The sequence below is a fragment of the Scytonema sp. UIC 10036 genome (genome assembly GCF_009725235.1).
In genome coordinates this window covers 56,256-83,030 of record NZ_WJFC01000036.1, presented here as the reverse complement: position 1 = coordinate 83,030, position 26,775 = coordinate 56,256, and the positions used below count along the sequence as shown (strand labels likewise).

The 26,775-nt window shown below is 44.1% G+C and carries 4 protein-coding genes (1 of these 4 cut by a window edge); all 4 read right to left on the bottom strand.

The window, feature by feature from the left end; genetic code table 11:
* Nucleotide 1 precedes the first annotated feature (1 nt).
* The gene (locus F7734_RS18665; protein WP_155746082.1) at nucleotides 2–286 is read right to left on the bottom strand and encodes a hypothetical protein; all 285 of its coding nucleotides are present in this window, start codon (nucleotides 284–286) and stop codon (nucleotides 2–4) included.
* A 283-nt stretch (nucleotides 287–569) separates the two neighbouring features.
* Complete coding sequence (locus F7734_RS18660) at nucleotides 570–4,622, bottom strand: amino acid adenylation domain-containing protein (RefSeq protein ID WP_166481988.1); 4,053 nt, start codon at nucleotides 4,620–4,622, stop codon at nucleotides 570–572.
* 234 nt (nucleotides 4,623–4,856) lie between these two features.
* Nucleotides 4,857–24,566: a non-ribosomal peptide synthetase gene (locus F7734_RS65375; protein WP_155746081.1), complete on the bottom strand. Its 19,710-nt coding sequence runs from the start codon at nucleotides 24,564–24,566 to the stop codon at nucleotides 4,857–4,859.
* Nucleotides 24,563–26,775, bottom strand: the end of a protein-coding gene (locus F7734_RS63585) for a non-ribosomal peptide synthase/polyketide synthase (protein ID WP_166481987.1). It continues 22,741 nt past the right edge of the window; 2,213 of the gene's 24,954 nt are visible here — the last part of the coding sequence; its start codon lies off the right edge, out of view; its stop codon occupies nucleotides 24,563–24,565. The genes F7734_RS65375 and F7734_RS63585 overlap by 4 nt, the downstream gene beginning before the upstream one ends.

The following is a 26,775-nucleotide window of genomic DNA, read 5'->3' as shown; positions in this document are numbered from 1 at the left end:
CTCAGATGTGTATAACACACAGAGAATAATCTTTTTCTTCAATAAGAGCATCGACCAAAAAGCGAGTCATGTAACTATTAAAAGCATTTACAGTTACAAACGTAATGACTAGTATTATTAGGAGAATAAGTGCTCCCCATGCGCGAATCACATCTGAAAATGCTCTTTTCCCTGGCGAGGTTGGATACCAATAAGGCCCTGCGATCGCTTTTACACTGTTCCAAAATCGAGTAAAACCTGAATAAGTATCCGTTAAGGGTTGATTTTGAATAACTTGGGTTGGCATATTTTACAAATCAACGTAAATTTTTTATAATGAGATCTTATGCTTTTTGATGTAGAATCACAACTAATAAGTATTAGACATTTCCAGAAATGAAACGGGGAACGGAGGCAACCCCTGCACGGCGCTGCTCTTTGTAACGCACTGCTAAGGGCTATACAAACCAAGTCCGCAAGGCAAGGACTTAATTGAAGCCTGCGTAGCGCCCTCTTTGTTTATATAGCAAGAGAATTCTATTCTGAGGGCAACGTGCCAAAATCGGACGCTCCCATTAAACGAACGTCTCTTAAATTTTTGCTTGTGCTTTTTGGATGCAACCTTTCAACCTCTCAGCTAAGACCTGAACGTGGGGTTGAGTCATCATTGTCACATGGTCGCCCGGAACAAATTGGATATCTACTGGTTCGCTAGAAAACGCGCTCCACCCCCAGACTAAATCCTGTAAAAGCTCATAGTTTTTTAACTGAGCAGGCTCTAGTTTTTCGGGATCGACAGCCTCTAGATAATCCATGTCGCTGGCGCGAAAAAGAGTAATTGGGAGAGGATTGACCTGTTGTGGTGCATACTCATGGAAAGCTTGATATTCAATCTTTAAAACTTGCGACAACCGTTTCAAATCTGTGGTGGTATAGGCATCGGGAGGTATAACCTCAAGTCTTTTCAAATAATCGAGAACATATTTAAGTTGCTCGTCAGGAGTTAAAGAGAGGAGCGGCTCGGTTTCCATTTCCAAATCCTTTGAAAACGCCAGTTGTAAAAGTTTGGCAGTTTGAATCAGCCAATGAACATCATCTATTTCAACTGGCTTTGCTAGAGGAACTGGTCCCACAGAGTCAATAATGGCAATTAGAGCTATCTCCTCTCCCTGACGTAGTAACTGCTGCGTTATTTCAAACGCAACTCTAGCGCCAAAAGAATGCCCGCCTAAGAAGTAAGGACCTTTGGGCTGCACGGCTTTTATTGCTTCAATATATTCAGCAGCTATCTCCTCAACTTGCCTGAAAGTCACTAATTCTCCATCCCCACTTTGAGTTTGGAAACTATAGAACGGTTGGTCTGAACCGAGACCACGGGCTAAGTTATGGAAGTAGAACGGATAGCCACCGCCTGGAATACAGAAGAAAGGTGGGTTAGAACCAGTTGACTGAATTGCAACCAAGGGAGACGAACTAAAAGTATTCGCATTTTTTTGTAACAATCCTGCCAAGTCTTCAATTGTAGGGTGTTGCAAGAAAATGGGTAAGGGGATATCTTTACCAAACTGCTGTTTAACTTGAGACATTAAGTAGGAAGCTAATAGGGAATGACCACCTAAGTCAAAAAAGTTATCTTTTACCCCCACTAAGTCAACCTTGAGAATGTTTGACCAGATTTGCACCAGTTGCAGTTCCACAGTATTCCGGGGAGAAACAAATGTGTCTGAATTACTGGAGTTAACAGGTGTTGGCAAGGCGCGGCGGTCTACTTTACCGTTGGGGGTAAGCGGTAAAGACTCCAAGATGACTATTGCATTAGGTATCATGTAGTCTGGCAGCTTTTTCTTGAGGAATTGCCGCAGTTCGCTTACTGTGGGTGTTTGCTCTGGTTGCGGTACGATGTAAGCGACTAGAAGTTGATGACCGTTCGGATTTTGAAGACCGATGACGACAACTGAGCGGACTAGGGGATATTGGCTCAGTACAGTTTCAATTTCTCCCAACTCAATGCGGAAGCCCCTGACTTTCACTTGGTTGTCGATACGCCCCAAGTATTCTATGTTGCCATCCGGCAAGTAACGTGCTAAATCCCCAGTTTTGTAGAGGCGTTCTCCTCCCCTGCTTCTGAAGAAGGGGTTGGGGATGAATTTTTCTTGTGTCAATTCCGGGCGGTTGAGGTAGCCGCGTGCTAATCCTGCTCCACCGATGTGCAATTCTCCTGGTACACCAATTGGTACTGGTTGAAGGTATTGGTCGAGGATGTAGATTTGCGTGTTCGCGATCGCTCGCCCAATGGTCACTGAGGCAGTTGTCCCTTTTTCGATCGCGCTAAATGTCGAGTAAGTGGTATCTTCTGAAGGTCCATAGAGATTGAAGACACGCTCGACTTGACTGTGCTGATAGATTTGCTGTACCAGTTGATTTTGCAGAGCTTCCCCTGCTAAATTCACCGTGCAGATTTGTTTGGGTAAATTATTTTCTTGAATTAATTGTGCGATCGCACTGGGAACTGTATTAATGAGAGTGACAGAGTTGGCTGCGGCAATGGTAGGTAAATACAATGCATTTTGAGCTAAGATGACTTTTCCGCCAGTGCTCAGAGTCACAAACAATTCAAAAACCGAGAGGTCAAAACAAATTGAGGTTGAAGCTAAAACACCAGCCAGCTCGTGGGGTGTAAAAACCGATTGCGCCCAACTCACCAAAGCGACTGGACTGTGATGCTCAATGGCTACTGCTTTTGGTTTTCCTGTGGAGCCGGAAGTATAGAGTACGTAAGCTAAGTTTGATGGTTTTACTGTACTTGCGAAGGGAATTTTGTTGGTTAGGGTCAACTCCTGAGAGTCAGTATCCAAATAGACAATTTGAGCTTTGTGTTCGGGTATTCTAGTTTCAAGATGCTGTTGAGTTAACAAAACTCTGATTTGAGCATCAATAAGCATAAAGCTTAAGCGTTCGGTGGGATACTCAGGATCGAGCGGTACATAAGCACCACCCGCCTTGAGAATCCCTAACAGTCCCACAACCATCTCTAGAGAGCGCTCCACACAGATTCCTACCAGCACATCAGCTCCCACTCCCAAAGACTGCAAGTCATGCGCTAACTGGTTAGCACGCGAGTTCAACTCACCATAAGTCAGTTTTTGGTCTTCAAAAACAACTGCTACTGCATCGGGGGTACGTGCCACCTGCTCTTCAAATAAGGAATGGATACACTTATCTTGGGGATAATCTGCCTGAGTATCGTTCCACTCAACTAATAACTGCTGTTGCTCGGCTTCTGTTAATATTGGCAATTGGAAAATTTGCTTCCCAGGATTTGCCACAATACCTTCAAGCAAGGTTACAAAATGAAGAGCCATGCGCTCAATTGTGGTGCTCTCAAACAAGTCAGTATTGTATTGCCAGCACAGTTGTAAAACAGACTTAGCTTCCATCACCATTAAATTCAGATCGAAGTCTGCACCCCTTTGATGTCCGAGCAAGTAAGGTTCCATCAGGAGCCTTTGTTCTTGGCTGTGCAATGAATTTTCTTTTGATTCACACCAACGTTGTGGTTGCCAAGTGAAACTGACTTGACACAAAGGAGAACGACTTGGATCTTGCTGTTGCTGGAGTTTTTCTACTAAGAGAGAAAAAGGATAATCTTGGTGCTTTTGGGCTTCTTCAACTGTATTGCTGACTTGAGCGAGAAATTCTGTGAATGTGGCGTTTTCTTGTATAGAAGTTCGTAAAACAATTAGGTTAACGAAGTAGCCTACAATCTCTTTAAAATCTCCACCCCACCTACCTCTCATTGGGCTTCCTATAAGGATGTCTTTTTGATTGGTGTAGCGGTAAAGTAGCACGTAAAATGCTGTTAACAGAATCCGATAAAGACTTGTTCCAGTCGTTAGAGCTAAACTTTTGAGTTTTTTAATTAACTGTTCATCTAGTGGTGAAATATATCCCGTCCCTTGATAAGTCCGTAATGGAGGGCGGGGTTTGTCTGCGAGTAAATTCAAAATTGGTAACTCACCAGCTAATTGTTTTTGCCAGTATTGCCAAAGTTGTTCTCCCCTCGAACTCGATAACATTTCTGACTGCCATTTAACAAACTCTAGATAAGAGTTATTCCCGTTCAAATAATTAGTTACTTCTGTCTGCTCTTGACTTTGCTCAATTTCATTAGCATATAAAGCTTGAAATTCACTCAGCAGTAAATCAAAAGACCACAGATCGCCTGCAATGTGGTGCATTGTTAGCAATAAAACGTGTTCTTTGACTGAGCGAGTCAATAAATTAACCCTCAAAACTGAATCTTTTTCTAGGTTAAAAGGACGGTCAGTCTCAGCAAATATTTTCTCTATTAAGTAATTTTCACTCCAATTAGAAGCATCTGTTACTTGGATATTTAATTTTTGTTCTTCATTTAGAAGCTGAACTGGTTCGCCGTCATGGTTAGTATATGTAGTTTTGAGTATAGGATGATAGTCAAAAATTTTTGACCAGACACGCATGAAAGCTGCAATATTTAAATATGAGTTAATTTTTACGGTAATAAATATATTATAAGCAACGCTCTCGGTCCCCATTTGGTATATAAACCACATTGCTTTTTGACCATAGGAGAGCGGGTAAGTCTTTTTTATAATTTCGTTCATTGAACTATCCTAAAACCTTTCTATCTTGAATCGATCGTTAAGAGGTTGTTTGAAAAGTTGTTGGCTGTGATTTTAACTACATTATTACCCCCTTAGTCCCCCTTGTAAAGGGGGGAACCAGAAAATTCGTGTTCCCTCCCCTTTATAAGGGAGGGTTAGGGTGGTAAAAAAATATTTGATACATCAATCATGACTTTTAAAACATCCTCTCAGTACTTAGAAACATCTTTGTATTTAGATGTTTGCTTGTGCTTGCTCGATGCAAGCTTTTAACCGTTCGGCTAAGACTTGAACGTGGGGTTGAGTCATCATCGTCGTATGGTTACCTGGGATAAACTGGACATCTACTGGTTTGCTAGAAAATGCATTCCATCCCCAGGCCAAGTCCTGTGAAAGCCCAGCGTTTTTTATCTCAGGTGGCTCTTGTTGATAATACTCGCTGGCGCGAAAAAGAGTAATTGGGATGGGCTTGACCTGTTGTGGTACATACTCATAGAAAGCTTGATTGTCAGCTCTGAAAGTTTGCATCAAACGCTTCAAATATGTAGTGGTACAAGCATCGGGAGGCAGAATGTCAAGTATTTTCAAGTAATCGAGAACATAGTTAACTTGTGCGTCAGGAGTTAAAGATAGGAGTGGCTCGGTTTCCATTTCCAAATCTTTTACGAACAGCATTTGTAAGATTTTGACCATTGAAATCAGCAAATTAGTATCATTCATTTCTTCTGGCTTTGCCAGAGCGATCGGTGGTAGGGTATCAAAAATGGCAACTAAAGCCACCTCTTCTCCCTGACTCAGTAACTGTTGCGCTATTTCAAACGAAATTTTCCCGCCAAAAGAATGTCCGCCTAAGAAGTAGGGACCTTTGGGCTGCACGGCTTGTATTGCTTTAAGATATTGGGCAGCTATATCCTCAACTTGCTTGATGGTTTCTGATTCTCCATCTCCACCCAGGGCTTGGAAACTGTAAAACGGTTGCTCTGAACCGAGACAACGGGCTAAGTTATAGAAGTAGAACGGATAGCGACCAGCGCCCGGAATACAGAAGAAAGATGGGTTGGAACCAGTTGGCTGAATTGCAACCAAGGGAGACGAACTCAAAGCATTCGCATCTTTTTGTAACACTTCTGCCAATTCTTCAATTGTGGGATTTTGGAAGAGGATGGCTAAGGGGATATCTTTACCAAACTGCTGTTTGATTTGAGCGATTAAGTAGGGAGCTAATAAGGAATGACCGCCTAGATCGAAAAAGTTATCTTTTACTCCCACTAAATCAACCTTGAGAATTTTTGACCAGATTTGCACCAGTTGCAGCTCTATAGTATTCCGGGGAGACACAAATGTGTCCGAACCATTGGGGTTAAACGGTATCGGTAAAGCGCGGCGGTTTACTTTGCCAGTGGGGGTAAGCGGTAGAGACTCCAAGAGGACTATTGCACTTGGAACCATGTATTGTGGTAACTTTTCCTTGAGGAAGCGTAGCAGTTCGCTCGCTGTGGGTGTCTGCTCTGGTTGCGGTACGATGTAAGCGACTAGGCGCTTATCACCAGGAGTATCTTCACGAGCGATGACGCAAGATACTTGCACATCCTCATGTTGGCTTAGGACTGCTTCAATTTCGCTCAATTCGATGCGGAAGCCACGAATTTTCACTTGGTTATCAATGCGTCCTAAGTATTCGATATTACCATCTGGCAGATAACGAGCTAAATCCCCAGTTTTGTAGAGACGTTCTCCACCCCTGCTCTCCTGCTCTCCCTTCGGGTTCGCAGTCGCCTGCGGAGGGAAACCCTCCCGCAGCGCTGTCTCACCTGCTCTCCTGTTTCTAAAGAAGGGGTTGGGGATGAATTTTTCTACTGTTAACTCTGGGCGGTTGAGGTAGCCGCGTGCTAATCCCGCACCACTAATGTACAATTCTCCTGGTACACCCACGGGTACAGGCTGTAAATACCGATCCAGGATGTAGATTTGGGTGTTGGCAATTGGACTGCCAATGGGAGGAAGTAGCGGCCAAGTGTCCACTGAATCTCTCAACGTAAAACTGGTGACAACATGGCACTCAGATGGACCGTAATGATTTTGCAGTGTACAGTCACTTAGCTGACTAAACCAGTTGGAAATTGCTGGAGTAATCTGTAACTGTTCGCCACCAACAATTATTTCTCGCAGATGACTAGTCACTGATTCACTCCCAACCGCTGCCTCGGCTAGTTGCTGTAAACCCACAACGGGAAGAAGCACTCTTTCAACAGCTTGTTCTTGAAGGACACCCAATAAAGCCAATGGTTCCCGACGCAATTCCTCCTTAATCAATATCAATGTACCTCCAGAACACCAGGTTGGTAGCATTTCTTGAAAGGAGAAATCAAAGCTGATTGGAGCAAATTGCAGAGTTCTGACTCCATGAGAAATTGTCGTATTTTGCATTTGCCACCAGATCAGATTGCAAAGCGCAAACTGATTCATTGCTACACCCTTAGGTTGACCTGTGGAACCCGAAGTGTACATTACGTAAACCAAGTTATGCCCTTGCACGCCAGAGATGAGATTCTCCTGACTCCACTGGGAAATTTCTTGCCAATCTCTGTCTAAGAAAACAAGTTGTGCTTGATGCGAAGGTAGTTTCTCAACGAGATGCTGTTGAGTGAGCAGCACTCTTGCTCGAGCATTTTCAAGCATAAAACGCAAACGCTCAGTGGGATACTCGGGATCGAGCGGAACATAAGCCCCTCCCGCTTTGAGAATACCAAGTAGTCCCACCAGCATCTCAAAGGATCGCTCCATATAAATACCCACCAGCACATCGGCTCCCACTCCCATTGACTGCAAGTAATGCGCCAACTGATTAGCACGACAGTTCAACTGCTGATATGTCAGTTGTTTGTCTTCAAACACAACTGCCACAGCGTGGGGGGTACGCGCTACCTGTTCTTCAAATAAGTCTGCGATAAATTTATTTTGAGGATAATCTACTTCAGTTCGATTCCACTCAACTAATAACTGCTGTAACTCCGATTCTGTCAACAGAGGAAGAGAGGAAATTTGTTGCTGTGGATTGGTGACAATTGCCTGTAGCATTGTGACAAAATGCCCTAGCATCCGACTAATCGTCGAATCCTCAAATCGACTAGTATCGTATATAACTCTCAGCAATAATTGTTCCCCAGAGGCAGCGACAACTGTTAGAGGATAATTTGTTTGTTCGATGGCCTCAAAATTGGAGATCGAAAAACTGCGATTATCTTTTAAAACAGCATTATCTACCGGATAATTCTCAAAGACGACAATGCTTTCAAACAAAGACGTACCTTTAGGAACATCACTTAGACCCTGAATTTCTACCAATGAGCTATAAGAAAATTGCTCGGACTCTAACTGTTGCGCTTGTAAATCCTTCAATAAACTCAACAGTTCAGTTTTTTGAGCTATCTGTATTCGCACAGGTAAAGTATTAATAAATACTCCCACTATTGACTCTACACCAACAAGAGAGGGCGGACGACCGGAGACAGTGACACCAAATACCACATCTGTTTGAGAACTGTAACGAGATAGCAGCAATCCCCAAGTTGCTTGCACTAAATTACTAATAGTCAATTGATGTTGTCGGGCAAAAGACACTACAGCATCTGTTTGTGACACAGTTAACTGAATTTGTTGTTCTTTATAACTGGAATTGTCTTCCCTCATTGACAATGGTTTCTCTACAGTTAATGGCGTGGGGGAAGTAAAACCAGTAAGTTTTTGTTGCCAAAATTGAGCAGCAAGAGATTTATTTTGTTGCTGTAACCATGCGATGTAGTTGCGGTAGTTGGTAGTTCCAAGCTGAGGTAAGCTTTCTCCCTGAGAAATTGCTTGATAACACTCCAACAAGTCTTTGAACACCAAAGGTAAAGACCAACCATCTAGTAGTATGTGATGATGGCACCAAACAAACTGATAAGTATTCTCATCCATCTGTAGCAGATGTAGGCGCATCAATGGCGCTTGCGACAGTTGGAAACCCTGTTGCCTCTCAGAATCAAGAAAAGTCTCTAATTGTTGTTGCTGCTCTACAGGAGATAGCGATCGCCAGTCATAAGTAAGGAGCTTCACATCCACCTGTTGATACACGACTTGCAGGGGTTGGCTTAAAGACTCCCAAGCGAAAGCCGTGCGGAAGATGGAATGCCTTGCTACGATTTGCTGCCATGCTTGCTCAAAGGTTTTTACATCTACAGAACCTGTTAAAGTGCAAATTATTTGCTCAACATATACACCTGAGTTAGGAGCTAACAAACTTTCAAACAGCATCCCCTCTTGCATTGAAGATAAGGGATAAATATCCTCAATATTTTGCCAATTGCTTTGTAGTTGTGGTTTGAATGCTATTCCTGCCAAAACTCCATCCAACTGTTGTTGGTTAAGTTTGATTAATGGGAAATCTGTTGGCGTATAACCTGCATTTTCCGGCGCTAAACAATGAGTAATTAAAGAGCGGAACGTTTCGACAAATTCAAGAGCAATCTTCTCAATGGTTTTGTGCTGATGAATATTGCTGCTATAGGTCCAATCTATCTGTAGGCGTTCGTTTGTAATGATGGCATTAATGTCTAAAAGATTTGGACGCAAACCTTGTAAACTCTGGCTCAGTCCGCTAGACTCTGTAGCCAATTGCATCACAGACGATGTATTGACAACTTGCGTAAATTGACCCAAATAGTTGAAGCTAATCTCTGCAGTTGGAACTGTCTGTAGTTGGGCGCTGATTTGTGCTTCTACATTTAGATAGCGTAATAACCCGTAACCAATACCTTTGTTAGGAATCGCCCGTAATTGTTCCTTGACAGATTTTAACACCTGACCGATATTATCTAGGTCAATTCCTTCAAGTTTTAAAACTACCGGGAAGAGCGTTGTAAACCAACCGACTGTGCGTGATAAGTCTACACTCTCGACAATATCTTCCCGCCCGTGACCTTCTAAGTTGAATAACACCGATTGAGAGTTAGTCCATCTGCTCAATACCAAAACCAAAGCTGTCAATAAGACATCATTAATTTGTGTTTTATAAGCTTTGGGAACATCTTGCAGGAGTGACAAAGTTTGGGCTTCATCTAATGAGACTGTTACCGTATGAGCAGATGCAACTGTGTTTGCTCCTTGTGCTATGTCTACTGGTAGCGGAGCGACTTCGGACTCAGATGCACTCAACCAATAAGCCAGTTCTGATTTCAACACTTCTGTTTGGGCATATTCCACTAGCCGATTAGCCCAATCTTTGAACGATGTCGTTTTCGCAGGGAGTTGAATGGCTTGACCTGTTTCTAGTTGCTGATACCCTGTGAGCAAATCTTCTAACAATATCCGCCAAGACACACCGTCTACGACTAAGTGGTGAATCACTATTAGTAATCGTGCTGGTGAGTCATTCCCCAACCAGAAAAAGCCGACAGCTACCAAATTTTTTGACAAATTCAAACTTGCCTGTAATTGATTAGCGATGGTTTCAATGGTAGTTGATAGCTCACTTTGTGAGACTGTGGATAAGTCGAAACGAGAGATAGCAACTTGCTCGGTTGGTTCTGCATGAGTCTGCTGCCAAGTTCCCTCTTCAAGAGTAAATCGTAAGCGCAGAGCATCGTGGTGTAAGAGCAATTTCTGCCAAACTTGCTCTAATATCTCTAGCTTGAAATTAGGGGGAACTGTCAGTAGAACTGATTGATTAAAGTGGTGCTTTTGTGGGAATTCCTGCTCAAAAAACCAATTTTGAATGGGTGTTAACGGTGATATCCCACTCACTAATCCTTGTTCAATTGAAAGTGCTTTTGTTGTGAAAGTGACTGTAGCTAATTCAGCGATTGTTTGATGGGCAAAGAGTTGTTTGACTGTCAGTTCTATTCCAGCCTGTTTTGCTCGAGTGATGATTTGAATGCTGAGGATAGAATCTCCACCGAGTTCAAAGAAGTTATCATGTATGCCTACAACCGGAACTCTAAGAACTTGCGCCCAAATTTGAGCCAATTTTTCTTCTATTGGGGTGCGAGGTAGTACGATCTCGTTTTCTATTCCAGTGCGTGATTCTGGTACTGGTAGGGCGCGACGGTCGATTTTGCCGTTGGGGGTGAGTGGTAGGGACTCCAAAATGACTATTGCCTTTGGAACCATGTAATCTGGTAGCTTTTCCTTTAAGAACTCACGGACTTGGCTGACTGTGAGTGTCTGCTCTGGTTGCGGTACGATGTAGGCGACTAGGCGCTTATCTTGGGGATTATCTTCACGGGCGATGACCACACATATTTGCACTTGGGAATGTTGGCTCAGACAAGCTTCGATTTCTCCCAATTCAATGCGGAAGCCACGAATCTTCACTTGATTGTCAATGCGCCTCAAGTATTCTATGTCGCCATTCGGTAGATAACGGGTTAAGTCTCCGGTTTTGTAGAGGCGGGAACCAGGGTCAGTGCTGAATGGGTTAGAGATGAATTTCTCTTGTGTCAATTCGGGACGGTTGAGGTAGCCAACAGTCAAGCCAACACCCGCGATGTGTAACTCTCCCGGCACACCAATCGGTACTGGTTGCAGATGAGAGTCTAAAATGTAAACTTTTGTGTTGTCAATTGGGCGACCAATGGTGGGCGAGTTCTGCTTTTGGTTATGCATTACCAACCCAGAAGTTGTAACTACACTATTCTCAGTCGGACCATAATTATTCACTACCTCAAACAGGATTGCATCCGAGCGATAGTGATGAAGCTTATCCCCGCCAGTCAAGATGCAACGCAAAGCTAAACTTTGGGTCGTCCATTCCAAAGACAATAACTCCTGTGCCACTGGCGTTGGCACAAAAGCGATGGTAATTTGATTTTCGATTAACCACTCACGCAGATTGACTGGCGAGGTCAAGAGATCGGATTTGACCAGGTAGATACAAGCACCTGCACTCAGGTACGGCCATAATTCCCAGATCGCCGCGTCAAATGCCGTGCCTGCCATTTGGGTGGCTTTGTCGTTGTTGGTGACGTTAAACGCACGCTGATGCCATTTGACTAAATTTAACAATCCGCGATAGGCGATGGGTACTCCCTTGGGTGTGCCTGTCGAACCAGAAGTATAAATGACATAAGCCAAATCAGTTGCTTGTCTGCTCGTGAGCGGATTCGCTTGGGGTAAGTGAGAAATAAACTGCCAATCGGTGTCTAAACAAACAACTCTTGCCGGATGCTCGGGTAGATGCTCGGCTAATCTGTCCGCGAGTCTTTGCTGTGTCACGAGCATCTCAACCCGTGCATCCACAAGCATGAAATTCAGACGCTCAATTGGGTACTCAGGAGCGAGTGGTAAATAAGCACCACCCGCCTTAAGAATGCCCAGTAGTCCCACCACCATCTCAATGGAGCGCTCCATATAAATACCCACCAGCACCTCGCCGGACACTCCCAACGACTGTAGGTAATGCGCTAACTGATTGGCACGATTATTCAATTGCTGGTAGGTGAGTTGTTGATTTTCAAACACCACTGCCACCGCATCTGGGTTGCGCTTGACTTGCTCCTCAAATAATTGATGGATACAGAGATCTTGGGGGTAGTCCACTTCAGTGCGATTCCACTCCACCAATAACTGCTGTTGCTCCGATGGTGTCAGTAAAGGCAATTGAGAGATTCGCTCAGTTGGATTCGCCACAATGGCCGAGAGTAAAGTGACAAAATGACCCGTCATCCGCTCAATGGTGCTGCGCTCGAACAAGTCACTGTTGTACTCCCACCCGCCCACAAGTCCGGTGCGGGTATTCTCCATCACTAAAGTGAGGTCAAATTTGGCCGTGGCGCTTTCGATGGGCAAATGACCAATTGTTAACCCACTTAACTCGAAGTCCGACATGGGGGCATTTTGAAGGACAAACATCACCTGGAACAGTGGTGTATGACTGAGATCCCTTTCTGGCTGCAATGCTTCCACGAGCATTTCAAACGGTAAGTCTTGATGAGCATAAGCATCAAGCGCCATTTCCCGAATTTGGGGCAGTAGTTCGTCAAAGCTGGGGTCTCCGGAGACATCAGTACGCAACACTAAAGTATTGACAAAAAAGCCAATTAACCCTTCTATCTCTGAGCGCTCGCGATTGGCAATGGGCGAACCCACCAAAATGTCTGTTTGTCCCGTGTAGCGGTACAGTAAGACCTTAAACGCCGCTAACAGGGTCATGAACAGCGTCACTCCTTGGGACTGACCTAGCTGAGTGAGTTTTTGAGTTAACTCCATTGAGAGTTCAAACTCAACATATGCTCCCGCAAAAGTCTGTACCGCAGGTCTGGGTCGGTCTGTAGGGAGTGGCAAGAATGTGGGTGCTGAGGCTAGTTGTTCGCGCCAGTAGGAGAGTTGGCTTTGCAGGACTTCCCCAAGCAACCATTGTCTTTGCCATAAAGCGAAATCTGCGTACTGAATCGGCAGTGGTACTAAAGGAGAAGGTTGACCTTGAGAGTAAGCATTGTACAGTGCTGTTAATTCTTCGACCAACACACCTAATGACCAACCATCACTGACAATGTGATGCATACACCCTAATAACAGGTGTTCTGTCTCGGACAGTACGACTAATGTTGCTCTGATTAATGGTTCTGTTGCTAAATTAAATGGTTGAAGTGCTTGTTGTTGCGTTAAAAGCTGAGATTGTCTTTCCTTTTCGCTTGTCGATAAATGCTGCAACTCAACAACTGAGACTGTCCAATTCGTTGCTGTGTGAATGACTTGTGATGCTTGTCCATCTACGGTAACGAAGTTGGTGCGTAATGCTTCATGGCGATGAATGATTTCAATGAAGCTTTGTTGTAGCGCGGCTACTTGGAGAGTTCCTTCTAAGCGCAAAGCGAAGGGAATATTATATGAAGCACCTTGAGGTTCTAACTGGTCTAAAAACCACAAACGCTGCTGAGCATAAGACAGGGGTAGTTCTGCATCTGTTTGTCTGGGCAAAATGGGCGGTGCAGAAGCTGAGCCTTGTTGCTGCAACTGTTGAATGTTTTGCGACAAGGCAGCGATTGTTGGCGTCGCAAATAAGCTCCGCAATGGTAGCTCTACTTTCAGGCTGGTGCGGATGCGGGAGATCAGTTGCATTGCTAGCAACGAATGTCCCCCCAGTTCAAAAAAGCGATCGTGAATGCCTACACGCTCAACTTTGAGAACTTGTGTCCAAATCAGTGACAGGATTTCTTCAACCGGAGTCCGTGGGGCAACATATCGGTCGGAGAATTCACTACTGATGTCTGGTGCTGGTAGAGCGCGACGGTTCACTTTGCCGTTGGGGGTTAACGGTAAAGACTCTAAGATGACGATCGCACTTGGAACCATGTATTCCGGTAATTTGGCAGAAAGGAACTCACGGATTTGGCTGATTTTTGGTGTCTGCTCTGGTGGCGGTACAATGTAGGCGACTAAACGTCGATCGCCTGGGTTGTCTTCGCGAACGATCGCGCAACAGACTTGCACATCCTCATGTTGGCTCAGGACTGCTTCAACTTCGCCCAACTCAATCCGGAAACCTCGAATTTTCACCTGGTTGTCAATGCGCCCCAAGTATTCGATATTACCATCTGGTAAATAACGGGCTAAGTCCCCGGTTTTATAGAGACGTTCTCCCCCCCTGCTCCCCTGCTCTTCTGCTCCCCTGCTTTTCGAGAAGGGATTGGGGATGAATTTCTCCTGTGTTAACTCCGGTCGGTTGAAGTAGCCCCGTGCTAATCCCGCACCACCGATGTGTAATTCTCCCGGTACTCCAATCGGTACTGGTTGCAAATGAGAGTCGAGGATATAAAATTGCGTGTTAGCGATCGCACGCCCGATGGAAATTACGCTCTGTTCGGATTCGAGTTGATAGACCGATGACCAAATTGTGGTTTCTGTCGGTCCGTAAAGGTTCCAGACACCAGCGCTCACACCACGCAATTGCTCGGCTAAATCTTTTGGTAACGCTTCACCCCCGCAAAGTATTTTCAGATGACTAAATTGATATTGTGCTTCTAAAAGTAATCTCCAAGTTGCTGGAGTCGCTTGCACCATCGTCGCTTGCGACTTCGAGAGCAAATCTACTAACTGTCTTCCATCTTGAGCCTGGTCGCGACGGGCGAGCGCTAATTTAGCACCCACAATCAGTGGCAGAAAAATTTCTAACGCGGCAATATCAAAGGCAATGGTGGTCACCCCTAGGAGTGTATCTTGTTGTGTAATTCCTGGTTGTTGTTTCATGGCATAAAGGAAATTACCAACAGACCGATGTGAAATTTGTACACCTTTGGGCTGACCTGTTGAACCGGAAGTATAAATGACATAAGCCAAGTCAGCCGAATCTCTTGTTGTACTCGGATTCTCCTGACTCCACTGAGAAATTTGTTGCCATTGAGTATCCAAACATACAAATTGTGGGGCACTGGTTGGGAGCAATTCCACAAGATGCTGTTGCGTGAGTAGCACGCTCACTCGCGCATCTTCTAAGATGAAGCGCAAACGCTCGGTGGGATATTCAGGGTCAAGGGGAACATAAGCCCCTCCCGCCTTGAGAATACCAAGTAGTCCCACGACCATCTCTATTGAGCGCTCAACACAAATCCCAACTAGCACATCGCTGGACACTCCCATTGAGCGCAAGTGATGCGCCAACTGATTAGCACGACAGTTCAACTGCTGATATGTCAGTTGTTGGTCTTCAAACACAACAGCCACAGCGTTGGGGGTACGCGCCACCTGCTCTTCAAATAAGTCTGAGATACATTTATCGCTGGGATAGTTTTTGCTCGTATTATTCCACTCAACTAATAACTGCTGTAACTCCAATTCTGTCAGCAAGGGAAGAGAGGAAATGGGTTGCTGTGGATTGGTGACAATTGCCTGTAGCATTGTGACAAAATGCCCCAGCATCCGGCTAATCGTCGAATCCTCAAATCGACTGGTATCGTATATTACCTTCAGCGACAATTGCTCACCAGAAGCAGCTAAAACCGTCAGAGGATAATTTGTTTGTTCAATACCCCAAACATTCGAGATCGAAAAACTGCGACGATCTTCTAGAACAGCATCATCTACCGGATAATTCTCAAAGATGACAATACTCTCAAACAAAGACGTACCTTTAGGAACATCACTTAGACCTTGAATTTCTACTAATGAGCTATGAGAAAATTGCTCGGACTCTAACTGTTGTGCTTGTAAATCCTTCAATAAACTCAGCAGTTCAGTTTTTTGATCGATCTGCATTCGCACAGGTAGAGTATTAATAAATACCCCTATTATTGACTCGACATCCGCAAGCGAAGGCGGACGACCAGAAACAGTGACACCAAACACCACATCTGTTTGCTGGCTGTAGCGCGATAGCAACAATCCCCAAGTCGCTTGCACTAAATTACTGATGGTCAATTGATGTTGTCGTGCAAAAGACACAACGGCATCTGTTTGTGACACAGTGAACTGAAAGTGTTGTTCGCTATAGCTGGAATGGGGCGATCGCATTGACAGTGGTTTCTCTACAGTCAACGGTGTGGGAGCACTAAAACCAGTCAGTTTTTGTCGCCAAAATTGAGCAGCAAGAGATTTATTTTGTTGCTGTAACCATGCAATGTAGTTACGGTAATTGTTGATTCCAAGCTGAGGTAAACTTTCCTCTTGAGAAATTGCTTGGTAACACTCCAATAGGTCTTTGAACACCAAAGGTAAAGACCAACCATCCAGTAGTATGTGATGATGGCACCAAACAAACTGATAAGTATTATCATCCATCTGTAGCAGATGTAGGCGCATCAATGGTACTTGTGACAGTTGGAAACCCTGTTGCCGTTCAGAGTTAAGAAAAGTCTCTAATTGCTGTTGCTGCTCTACAGGAGATAGCGATCGCCAGTCATAAGTGAGAAGCGTTACATCCACCTGCTGATAAACCACTTGCAGGGGTTGGCTTAAAGACTCCCAAACGAAAGCTGTACGGAAGATGGAATGCCTTGCCACCACTTGTTGCCACGCTTGCTCAAAGGTTTTTACATCTACAGAACCTGTTAAAGTGCAAATTATCTGCTGAAAATACACCCCTGAAGTGGGAGCTAACAAAGTTTCAAACAACATCCCCTCTTGCATTGAAGATAAAGGATAAATATCCTCAATCTTTTGCCAATTGCTTTGTAGTTCAGGTTTGAATGCTATTCCTGCCAAAACTCCATCCAACTGTTGCTGGTTAAGTTTGATTAATGGGAAATCTGTTGGCGTATAACCTGCATTTTCCGGCACTAAACAATGAGCAATTAAAGAGCGCAACGTAGCGACAAATTCAAGAGCAATCTTCTCAATGGTACTGGTCAAATGGATATTGTTACTGTATGTCCAATTTATCTGTAGCTGTTCGTTTGTAATGATGGCATTAATCTCTACTAGACTTGGGCGTGAATTTAGTAAACTCAAACTTTGTCCGCTAGACTCAGTTGCCAATTGCATCACAGATGATGTATTAGCAACTTGTGTAAATTGACCCAGATAATTGAAGCTAATTTCTGCAGTCGGTATTGTCTGTAGTTGAGCGCTGATTTGTGGTTCTACATTCAGATAGCGTAATAACCCATAGCCAATGCCTTTGTTAGGAATCGCCCGTAATTGTTCCTTGACAGATTTTAACGCTTGACCAATATTTTCTCGGTCAATTCCTTCAAGTTTTAAAATTACCGGGAAGAGCGTTGTAAACCAACCGACTGTGCGTGATAAGTCTACACCCTCGACAATATCTTCCCGCCCATGACCTTCTAGGTTAAACAACACTGACTTCGAGTGAGTCCATTGACTTAAAACCAGCACTAAAGCTGTTAGCAAGACATCATTAATCTGTGTTTTATAAGCTTTGGGAACATCAACTAACAGGGAATGGGTTTCTTGTGAGGTTAATGACACTGATACTGTACTAGCAGATGCAACTGTGTTCGCTCCTTGTGCTATGTCTACTGGGAGCGGAGCGACTTCGGACTCAGATGCACTCAACCAATAAGCCAGTTCTGATTTCAATTCTTCTGTTTGGGCATATTCCACTAGCCGGTTAGCCCAATCTTTGAACGATGTGGTTTTTGCAGGTAATTGAATGGCTTGACCTGTTTCTAGTTGCTGATACCCTGTGAGCAAATCTTCTAACAATATCCGCCAAGACACACCGTCTACAACTAAGTGGTGAATCACTATCAGTAATCGTGCTGGTAAGTCATTCCCAAACCAGAAAAAGCCAACAGCTACCAAATTTTCTGACAAATTCAAACTCGCCTGTAATTCATTGGCAGTGGTTTCAATGGTAGTTGATAGCTCACTTTGTGGAACTGTGGATAAGTCGAAACGAGAAATAGCAATGCTATCAGTAGGATTTGCATGAATTTGCTGCCAAGTTCCCTCTTCAAGAGTAAATCGCAAGCGTAGAGCATCATGATGTAACAGCAATTTCTGCCAGACTTGCTCTAATATTTCTAGATTGATATTAGATGGAACTGTCAGTAAAACTGATTGATTAAAGTGATACTTTTGTGGGAATTCCTGCTCAAAAAACCACTGTTGAATTGGTGTTAACGGTAATGCCCCACTGACTAATACTTGTTCAATTTCGAGTGCTTTTGTTGTGAAAGCGACTGCTGCTAGTTCGGCAATTGTTTGATGGGCAAAGAGTTGTTTGACTGTCAGTTCTATTCCAGCCAGTTTTGCCCGAGTGATGATTTGAATGCTGAGGATAGAATCTCCACCGAGTTCAAAGAAGTTATCGTGTATCCCTACCACCTCTACTCTGAGGACTTGCGCCCAAATCTGTGCCAATTTTTCTTCTATTGGGGTGCGAGGTAGTACGATCTCGTTTTCTATTCCTGTGCGTGATTCTGGTATTGGTAGGGCGCGACGGTCGATTTTGCCGTTGGGGGTGAGCGGTAACGACTCCAAAATGACTATTGTCTTTGGAACCATGTAATCTGGTAGCTTTTCCTTCAGGAAGCTCCGCAGTTCGCCGACGGTGGGTGTTACTTGTGGCTGCGGTACAACGTAGGCGACTAGGCGTCGATCGCTTGGAGTATCTTCGCGGATGATGACACAAGATGTTTGCACATCAGAATGTTGGCTCAGTACGGCTTCAATTTCTCTCAATTCAATGCGGAAACCCCTGACTTTCACTTGGTTGTCGATACGCCCCAAGTATTCTATGTTGCCATCCGGCAAGTAACGTGCTAAATCCCCTGTCTTATATAATTTTGACTTTTGATTTGTGACCTTAAAGTTGTCAAACGGGTTAACGATAAATTTCTCTTGTGTTAACTCTGGTTGGTTGAGATAGCCTCGCGCTAATCCCGCACCACCGATGTGTAATTCTCCCGGTACACCAATGGGTACTGGTTGCAAATTTTGGTCAAGGATATAAACTTGTGCGTTGGAAATTGGACGACCAATGGAAACTTTCTGGTCATTATGAGTGCATTTTGCTACTGTGGCACAGACACTGGCTTCTGTCGGTCCGTAGGCATTGAAGAAGTTTTTCAGAGCAGACCATTTTAGCATCAGTTCAACAGCACAGGCTTCACCCGCAACAACGATCGTTTGCAATGCCGGAAGTTCTTCCACAGGCAGAACTGCCAGCGCCGATGGTGGTAAGGTGACATGGGTAATACCATCGTTGCTTAATCGCTCGATTAAGGGCGTACCCGGCATTAGAGAGTCCTTTGTTCCCAGGTAAAGTGTTGCTCCTGAACCAAAAGCCATCAAGACTTCCCAGATAGAAGCATCAAAACTCAAGGAGGCAAACTGAAGAATTCGACTATCACAACGCAAGTCAAAAGTTTGAATTTGAGCTTGAGCTAAGTTGTATAATCCTCTATGCTCAACCATTACCCCTTTAGGTTTACCTGTGGTGCCGCTCGTGTAAATTACATTTGCTAGATTAAAAGCTGTGACAACCTGAGTAGGATTATCCTGTTTGTTTTGCAGAATTTCTTTCCAAACGTCATCCAAGCAAACCAGTTTTTCCTGATGCTCAAGTAGTTTGTTTACCAGATGCTTTTGGGTTAGCAGCACCTTAACCTGGGCATCAAGAAGCATGAAATTAAGACGTTCAGTTGGATATTCGGGGTCAAGTGGCACATAAGCCCCTCCTGCCTTAAGAATGCCAAGTAGTCCTACCACCATTTCAAGGGAGCGCTCAACACAAATACCAACTAGCACATCGGCTCCGACTCCTAATGACTGTAGGTAATGCGCTAACTGATTGGCACGACTATTCAATTGCTGGTAGGTCAGTTGTTGATTTTCAAACACCACTGCTACTGCATTTGGGTTGCACTTGACCTGCTCCTCAAACAATTCATGGATGCATAGATCGCAAGGATATTCTGCTTTAGTTTGATTCCACTCCACCAATAACTGCTGTTGCTCCGATGGTGTCAGTAAAGGCAATTGAGAGATGCGCTCTGTAGGATTCGCCACAATTGCCGATAGTAGGGTGACAAAATGACCTGTCATCCGCTCAATCGTACTGCGATCGAACAAGTCACTGTTGTACTCCCATCCGCCCAAGAGTCCGGTGTGAGTATTCTCCATTGCTAAGGTCAGATCGAACTTTGCTGTGGCAGTTTTGATGGGCAAATGATCGATCTTTAACCCACTCAACTCTACTTCCGATATGGGCGTATTTTGAAGCGCAAACATCACCTGGAACAGTGGCGTATGACTGAGATCCCTTTCTGGCTGCAATGCTTCTACAAGCATTTCAAACGGTAAGTCTTGATGAGCATAAGCATCAAGCGCCATAGACCTCAGGCGCGGTAGTAGTTCGTTAAAGCTGGGGTCTCCAGAGACATCTGTGCGTAACACTAAAGTATTGACAAAAAAGCCAATTAACCCTTCTATCTCTGAGCGCTCGCGGTTAGCGATGGGTGAACCCACCAAAATGTCTGTTTGTCCCGTGTAGCGGTACAGCAAGATATTAAACGCTGCTAACAGGGTCATGAACAGCGTTACTCCTTGGGACTGACTTAGCTTCGTTAGTTTTTGAGTTAGCTCCATTGACAGTTCAAACTCAATGTATGCTCCCGCAAAAGTCTGCACTGCTGGTCTTGGTCGGTCTGTAGGTAATGGCAAGAATGTGGGTGCTGAGGCTAGTTGTTGACGCCAGTAACTCAATTGACTTTGCAGGACTTCCCCTTGCAACCATTGTCTTTGCCACAAAGCAAAATCTGCATACTGAATTGGCAGTGGCACTAAGGGACAAGATTGACCTTTAGAGTAAGCATTGTACAGTGCTGCTAATTCAGAAATCAATACACCCATCGACCAGCCATCGCTGACAATGTGGTGCATACACACTAATAGCACATGTTCTGTCTCGGACAGTACGACTAATGTTGCTCTGACTAATACTTCTGTTGCTAAATTAAATGGTTGAAGTGCTTGTTGTTGCGCTAATGACAGAGAAGTTATTTCTTGTTCTGTAGGCGGTAAATGCTGCAAGTCAACAACCGATAATCTCCAATTCGTTGCTTCATGAATGACCTGTGAAGCTTGTCCATCTACGGTCATGAAGTTGGTGCGTAATGCTTCATGGCGATGAATGATTTCAATGAAGCTTTGTTCTAAGGCGGCTACTTGGAGAGTTCCTTGCAAGCGCAAAGCAGCAGGAATGTTGTAGAACGTACTATTTGGCTCGAACTGGTCTAAAAACCACAACCTTTGCTGAGCATAAGACAGTGGTAGTGCTGCATCTGTTTGTCTGGGCAAAATGGGTGGTGCAGAAGCTGAGTCTTGTTGCTGCAACTGTTGAATGTTTTGCGACAAAGAAGCAATTGTTGGCGCTGCAAATAAGCTCCGCAATGGTAGCTCAACTTTCAAGCTGCTACGCACGCGGGAGATGAGTTGCGTTGCGAGTAGCGAGTGTCCCCCCAGTTCAAAAAAGTTGTCGTGAATACCTACACGCTCGACTTTCAGGACTTGTGTCCAAATCAGTGACAGTATTTCTTCAACGGGAGTGCGAGGTGCGACATATCGCTCGGAGAATTCACTACTTGGCTCTGGTGCGGGTAGAGCGCGACGATCTACTTTGCCGTTAGGGCTGAGCGGTAGGGACTCTAAGATGACTATTGCACTTGGAACCATGTATTCCGGTAGCTCGCGCTTTAGGAATTCACGTAGTTGTCTGGTGGTCAGCGATCCATCACGAGGAACTAAATACGCTACTAAGCGTCTATCATCAGGAATATCTTCTCTGGCAACGACTACAGCTTGTTGTACTTGCGGGTGGGTGTTGAGGACTGTCTCAATTTCTCCAAGTTCAATGCGGAATCCGCGAATCTTGACTTGATTATCTATGCGACCAATGTATTCTATGTTGCCATCACTCAAGTAGCGCACTAGGTCGCCTGTTTTGTAAAGGCGTTCTGATTTGTCATCCGAGAAGGGGTTTGGGATGAATTTTTCATTGGTACGCTGTTCGTCATTAATGTAACCCATTCCCACGCCTACACCTGCTATACAAAGCTCACCGATCGCTCCTACTGGAACAATTTGTAAATTTGGATCGAGTATATAGAGCTTGACGTTGGGAATAGGTTTCCCTATGGGTATGGGTTTATTTAAAAATTCATTTGGTTGTTCTACTGTATAAGCTGAACAAACATCCGCACACTCAGTGGGTCCATAGCTATTAACTATTTTGGCAGAACAATCGGGAGAGTTTAACCAACTTAACAAACTAGGAATGGAAATCGGTTCTCCACCTAGAAATACATATCGGAGGGATTGGATTTTAGCAAAACTATCATCGCTAGATGTGAGGATTGAAGAGAAAGTACTTGGCGTACAATTAACCCAAGTGACTTGCTGCTTGGATATAACATCAAGAATATAAGCAGGATCGAATTCATCGGGAAGTAGATGTAATATTCCACCTACGATCAAAGGGGCAAATATATTTTTTTGAGTTAGGTCAAAACTTAGAGATGAAATCAGCACCGTGCTATCTGTAGAGGTAAATTGGTAATCTGTAATCATCCAATTTACCAAGTTAACAAAACCACGATGGTATACACCTGCTCCTTTGGGCTTACCTGTAGAGCCAGAAGTATAGATGATGTAAGCCAGGTTGTTAAATAGTATTTCTGCGATCGGGTTTTTGTCAGAATGCTTGGCGATCTGATGCCAATCGGTATCTAGACAAACTACAACAGCTTCATGCTTGGGTAAAATTTCTGTAAGCTGCTGTTGCGTTAACAACACCTTAACACCCGAATTCATCAACATATAACTTAATCTTTCTTGAGGATAAGCCGAGTCAAGCGGCATATAAGCCCCACCCGCTTTAAGAATCCCCAACAGTCCCACCACCATATCGAGCGATCGCTCAACACAAATACCTACCAGCACATTGGCTCCCACTCCCCTTGACTGCAAGTAATGCGCTAACTGATTAGCACGACAGTTCAACTGCTGATATGTCAGTTGTTGGTCTTCAAACACAACTGCTACTGCATTGGGAGTGCGTTTTACCTGCTCTTCAAATAATTGATGGATACATTTATCGCTTGGATAGTTTTTGCTCGTATCATTCCACTCAACTAATAACTGCCTTGACTCCGATTCTGTCAACAGGGGAAGAGAGGAAATTCGTTGCTGCGGATTGGTGACAATTGCCTGTAACATTGTGGCAAAATGCCCCAGCATTCGGCTAATCGTTGAATCCTCAAATCGACTGGTATCGTAGCTCATTTTCAGCAATAATTGTTCCCCAGACGCCGCTACAACCGTTAGAGGATAGTTTGTGTGTTCAATACCCCAAACATTTGAGATCGAAAAACTGCGACGATCTTCTAGAACAGCATCATCTACCGGATAATTCTCAAAGATGACAATGCTTTCAAACAAAGACATTCCTCTGGGAACATCACTTAAACCTTGAATTTCTACTAATGAGCTATAAGAAAATTGCTCGGACTCTAACTGTTGTGCTTGTAAATCCTTCAATAAACTCAGCAGTTCAGTTTTTTGAGCGATCTGCATCCGCATTGGTAGAGTATTAATAAATACCCCTACCATCGACTCTACACCAACAAGAGAGGGCGGACGACCGGAAACAGTCACACCAAACACCACGTCTGTTTGCTGGCTGTAACGCGATAGCAACAATCCCCAAGTCGCTTGCACTAAATTATTGACGGTTAATTGATGTTGTCGTGCAAAAGACACCACGGCATCTGTTTGTGGCACAGTCAACTGAATGTGTTGTTCGCTATAGCTGGAATGGGGCGATCGCATTGACAATGGTTTATCCACAGTCAATGGTGTGGGAGCGCTAAAACCAGTCAGTTTTTGTCGCCAAAATTGGGCAGCAAGAGATTTATTTTGTTGCTGTAACCATGCAATGTAATTGCGATAGCTGATAGTTCTTTGTTGAGGTAGATTTTCTCCCTGAGAAATTGCTTGATAACAATCCAATAGGTCTTTGAACACCAAAGGTAAAGACCAACCATCCAATAATATATGATGATGACACCAAACAAACTGATAAGTATTCTCATCCATCCGCAGCAGATGTAGGCGCATCAATGGTGCTTGTGACAGTGGCAAATCCTGCTGCCGCTCCTTTTCCAGAAAAGTCTCTAATTGCTGTTGCTGCTCAATAGTAGATAGCGATCGCCAGTCATAGGTTTCAACCTTCACCTGAACCTGTCGATATACAACTTGAATCGGCTGGCTTAAAGACTCCCAAACGAAAGCCGTGCGGAAGATGGAATGCTTTGCTACGACTTGCTGCCAAGCTTGCTCAAAGGTTTTTACATTTACAGAACCTGTTAAAGTGCAAATTATCTGCTCAAAATATACCCCCGAGTTGGGAGCTAACAAAGTTTCAAACAGCATCCCCTCTTGCATTGGCGATAAGGGATAAATATCTTCAATATTTTGCCGATTAGTTTTGCTAAGTTCTAGTTTCATAAATTTTCTAACAGTTGATCTAGTTCTAGTTGATTAAGATTGATTAATGGGAAATCTGTCGGTGTATAACCTGAATTTTCCGGCGTTAAACAATGAGTAATTATTTCACGCAATGTGGTGATAAATTCAAGGGCAATATTCTCAATGGTTTTGTGTTGATGGATATTGCTGCTATATGTCCAATCTATCTGTAGTCGTTCGTTTGTAATGATGGCATTAATGTCTAAAAGATTTGGGCGCAAAGCTTGTAAACTTTGGCTAATTCCGCTAGACTCGTTAGCCAGTTGCATCACAGAAGATGTATTGACAACTTGCGTAAATTGACCCAGATAGTTGAAGCTAATCTCTGCAGTCGGTATTGTCTGTAGTTGGGCGCTGATTTGTGGTTCTGCATTCAGATAGCGTAATAACCCGTAACCAATACCTTTATTGGGAATTGCCCGTAATTGTTCCTTGACAGACTTTAACACCTGACCAATATTGTTTAGGTCACCTTCAAGTTTTAAAACTACCGGGAAGATTGTTGTAAACCAACCAACTGTGCGTGATAAGTCTACACCCTCAACAATATCTTCCCGCCCATGACCTTCTAAGTTGAACAACACTGACTTTGAGTGATTCCATTGACTTAAAACCAGAACTAAAGCTGTTAACAAGACATCATTAATCTGTGTTTTATAAGCTTTGGGAACATCTTGCAGGAGTGACAAAGTTTGGGCTTCATCTAATGAGACTGTTACTGTACGAGCAGATGCAACTGTGTTTGCTCCTTGTGCTATGTCTACTGGTAGCGGAGAAATCTCACCGTGAAATGCATTCAACCAATAACGCAGTTCTGATTTCAAGACTTCTGTTTGCGCGTGTTCTAGTAGCCGATTAGCCCAATCTTTGAACGATGTCGTTTTTGCAGGGAGTTGAATGGCTTGACCTGTTTCTAGTTGCTGATACCCTGTGAGCAAATCTTCTAACAATATCCGCCAAGACACACCGTCTACGACTAAGTGGTGAATCACTATGAGTAATCGTGCTGGCACATCATTCCCCAACCAGAAAAAGCCGACAGCCACCAAATTTTCTGACAGATTTAAACTCGCCTGTAATTCATTGACAGTGGTTTCAATGGTAGTTGATAGCTCACTTTGTGGAACTGTGGATAAGTCGAAACGAGAGATAGCAACTTGCTCTGTTGGTTCTGCATGAGTCTGGTGCCAAGTTCCCTCTTCAAGAGTAAATCGCAAGCGCAGGGCATCGTGATGTAAGAGTAATTTCTGCCAGACTTGCTCTAATATCTCTAGCTTGAAATTGGAGGGGACTGTCAGCAGAAATGATTGGTTAAAGTGGTGCTTTTGTGAGAAGTCTTGCTCAAAAAACCACTGTTGAATTGGTGTTAACGGTAATGCCCCACTCACTAATCCTTGATCGATTTCGAGAACTTTTGTTGTGAAAGCAACTGTTGCTAGTTCGGCAATTGTTTGATGGGCAAAGAGTTGTTTGACTGTCAGTTCTATTCCAGCCAGTTTTGCGCGAGTGACGATTTGAATGCTGAGAATAGAATCTCCACCGAGTTCAAAGAAGTTATCGTGTATCCCTACCACCTCTACTCTAAGGACTTGCGCCCAAATCTGTGCCAATTTTTCTTCTATTGGGGTGTGGGGTAGTACTAGATCTTCTTCTATTCCAGTGCGGGATTCTGGTACTGGTAAGGCGCGACGGTCGATTTTGCCGTTGGGGGTGAGTGGTAATGACTCCAAAATGACTATTGCCTTTGGAACCATGTAATCTGGTAGCTTTTCCTTTAAGAACTCACGGACTTGGCTGACTGTGAGTGTCTGCTCTGGTTGCGGTACGATGTAGGCGACTAGGCGCTTATCTTGGGGATTATCTTCACGGGCGATGACCACACATATTTGCACTTGGGAATGTTGGCTCAGACAAGCTTCGATTTCTCCCAATTCAATGCGGAAGCCACGAATCTTCACTTGATTGTCAATGCGCCTCAAGTATTCTATGTCGCCATTCGGTAGATAACGGGTTAAGTCTCCGGTTTTGTAGAGGCGGGAACCAGGGTCAGTGCTGAATGGGTTAGAGATGAATTTCTCTTGTGTCAATTCGGGACGGTTGAGGTAGCCAACAGTCAAGCCAACACCCGCGATGTGTAACTCTCCCGGCACACCAATCGGTACTGGTTGCAGATGAGAGTCTAAAATGT

What these genes read in the sequence shown, in the direction of transcription:
- F7734_RS18665 (WP_155746082.1), bottom strand. Translation starts at nt 286, where the DNA reads ATGCCAACCCAAGTTATTCAAAATCAACCCTTAACGGATACTTATTCA.
- F7734_RS18660 (WP_166481988.1), bottom strand. Translation starts at nt 4,622, where the DNA reads ATGAACGAAATTATAAAAAAGACTTACCCGCTCTCCTATGGTCAAAAA.
- F7734_RS65375 (WP_155746081.1), bottom strand. Translation starts at nt 24,566, where the DNA reads ATGAAACTAGAACTTAGCAAAACTAATCGGCAAAATATTGAAGATATT.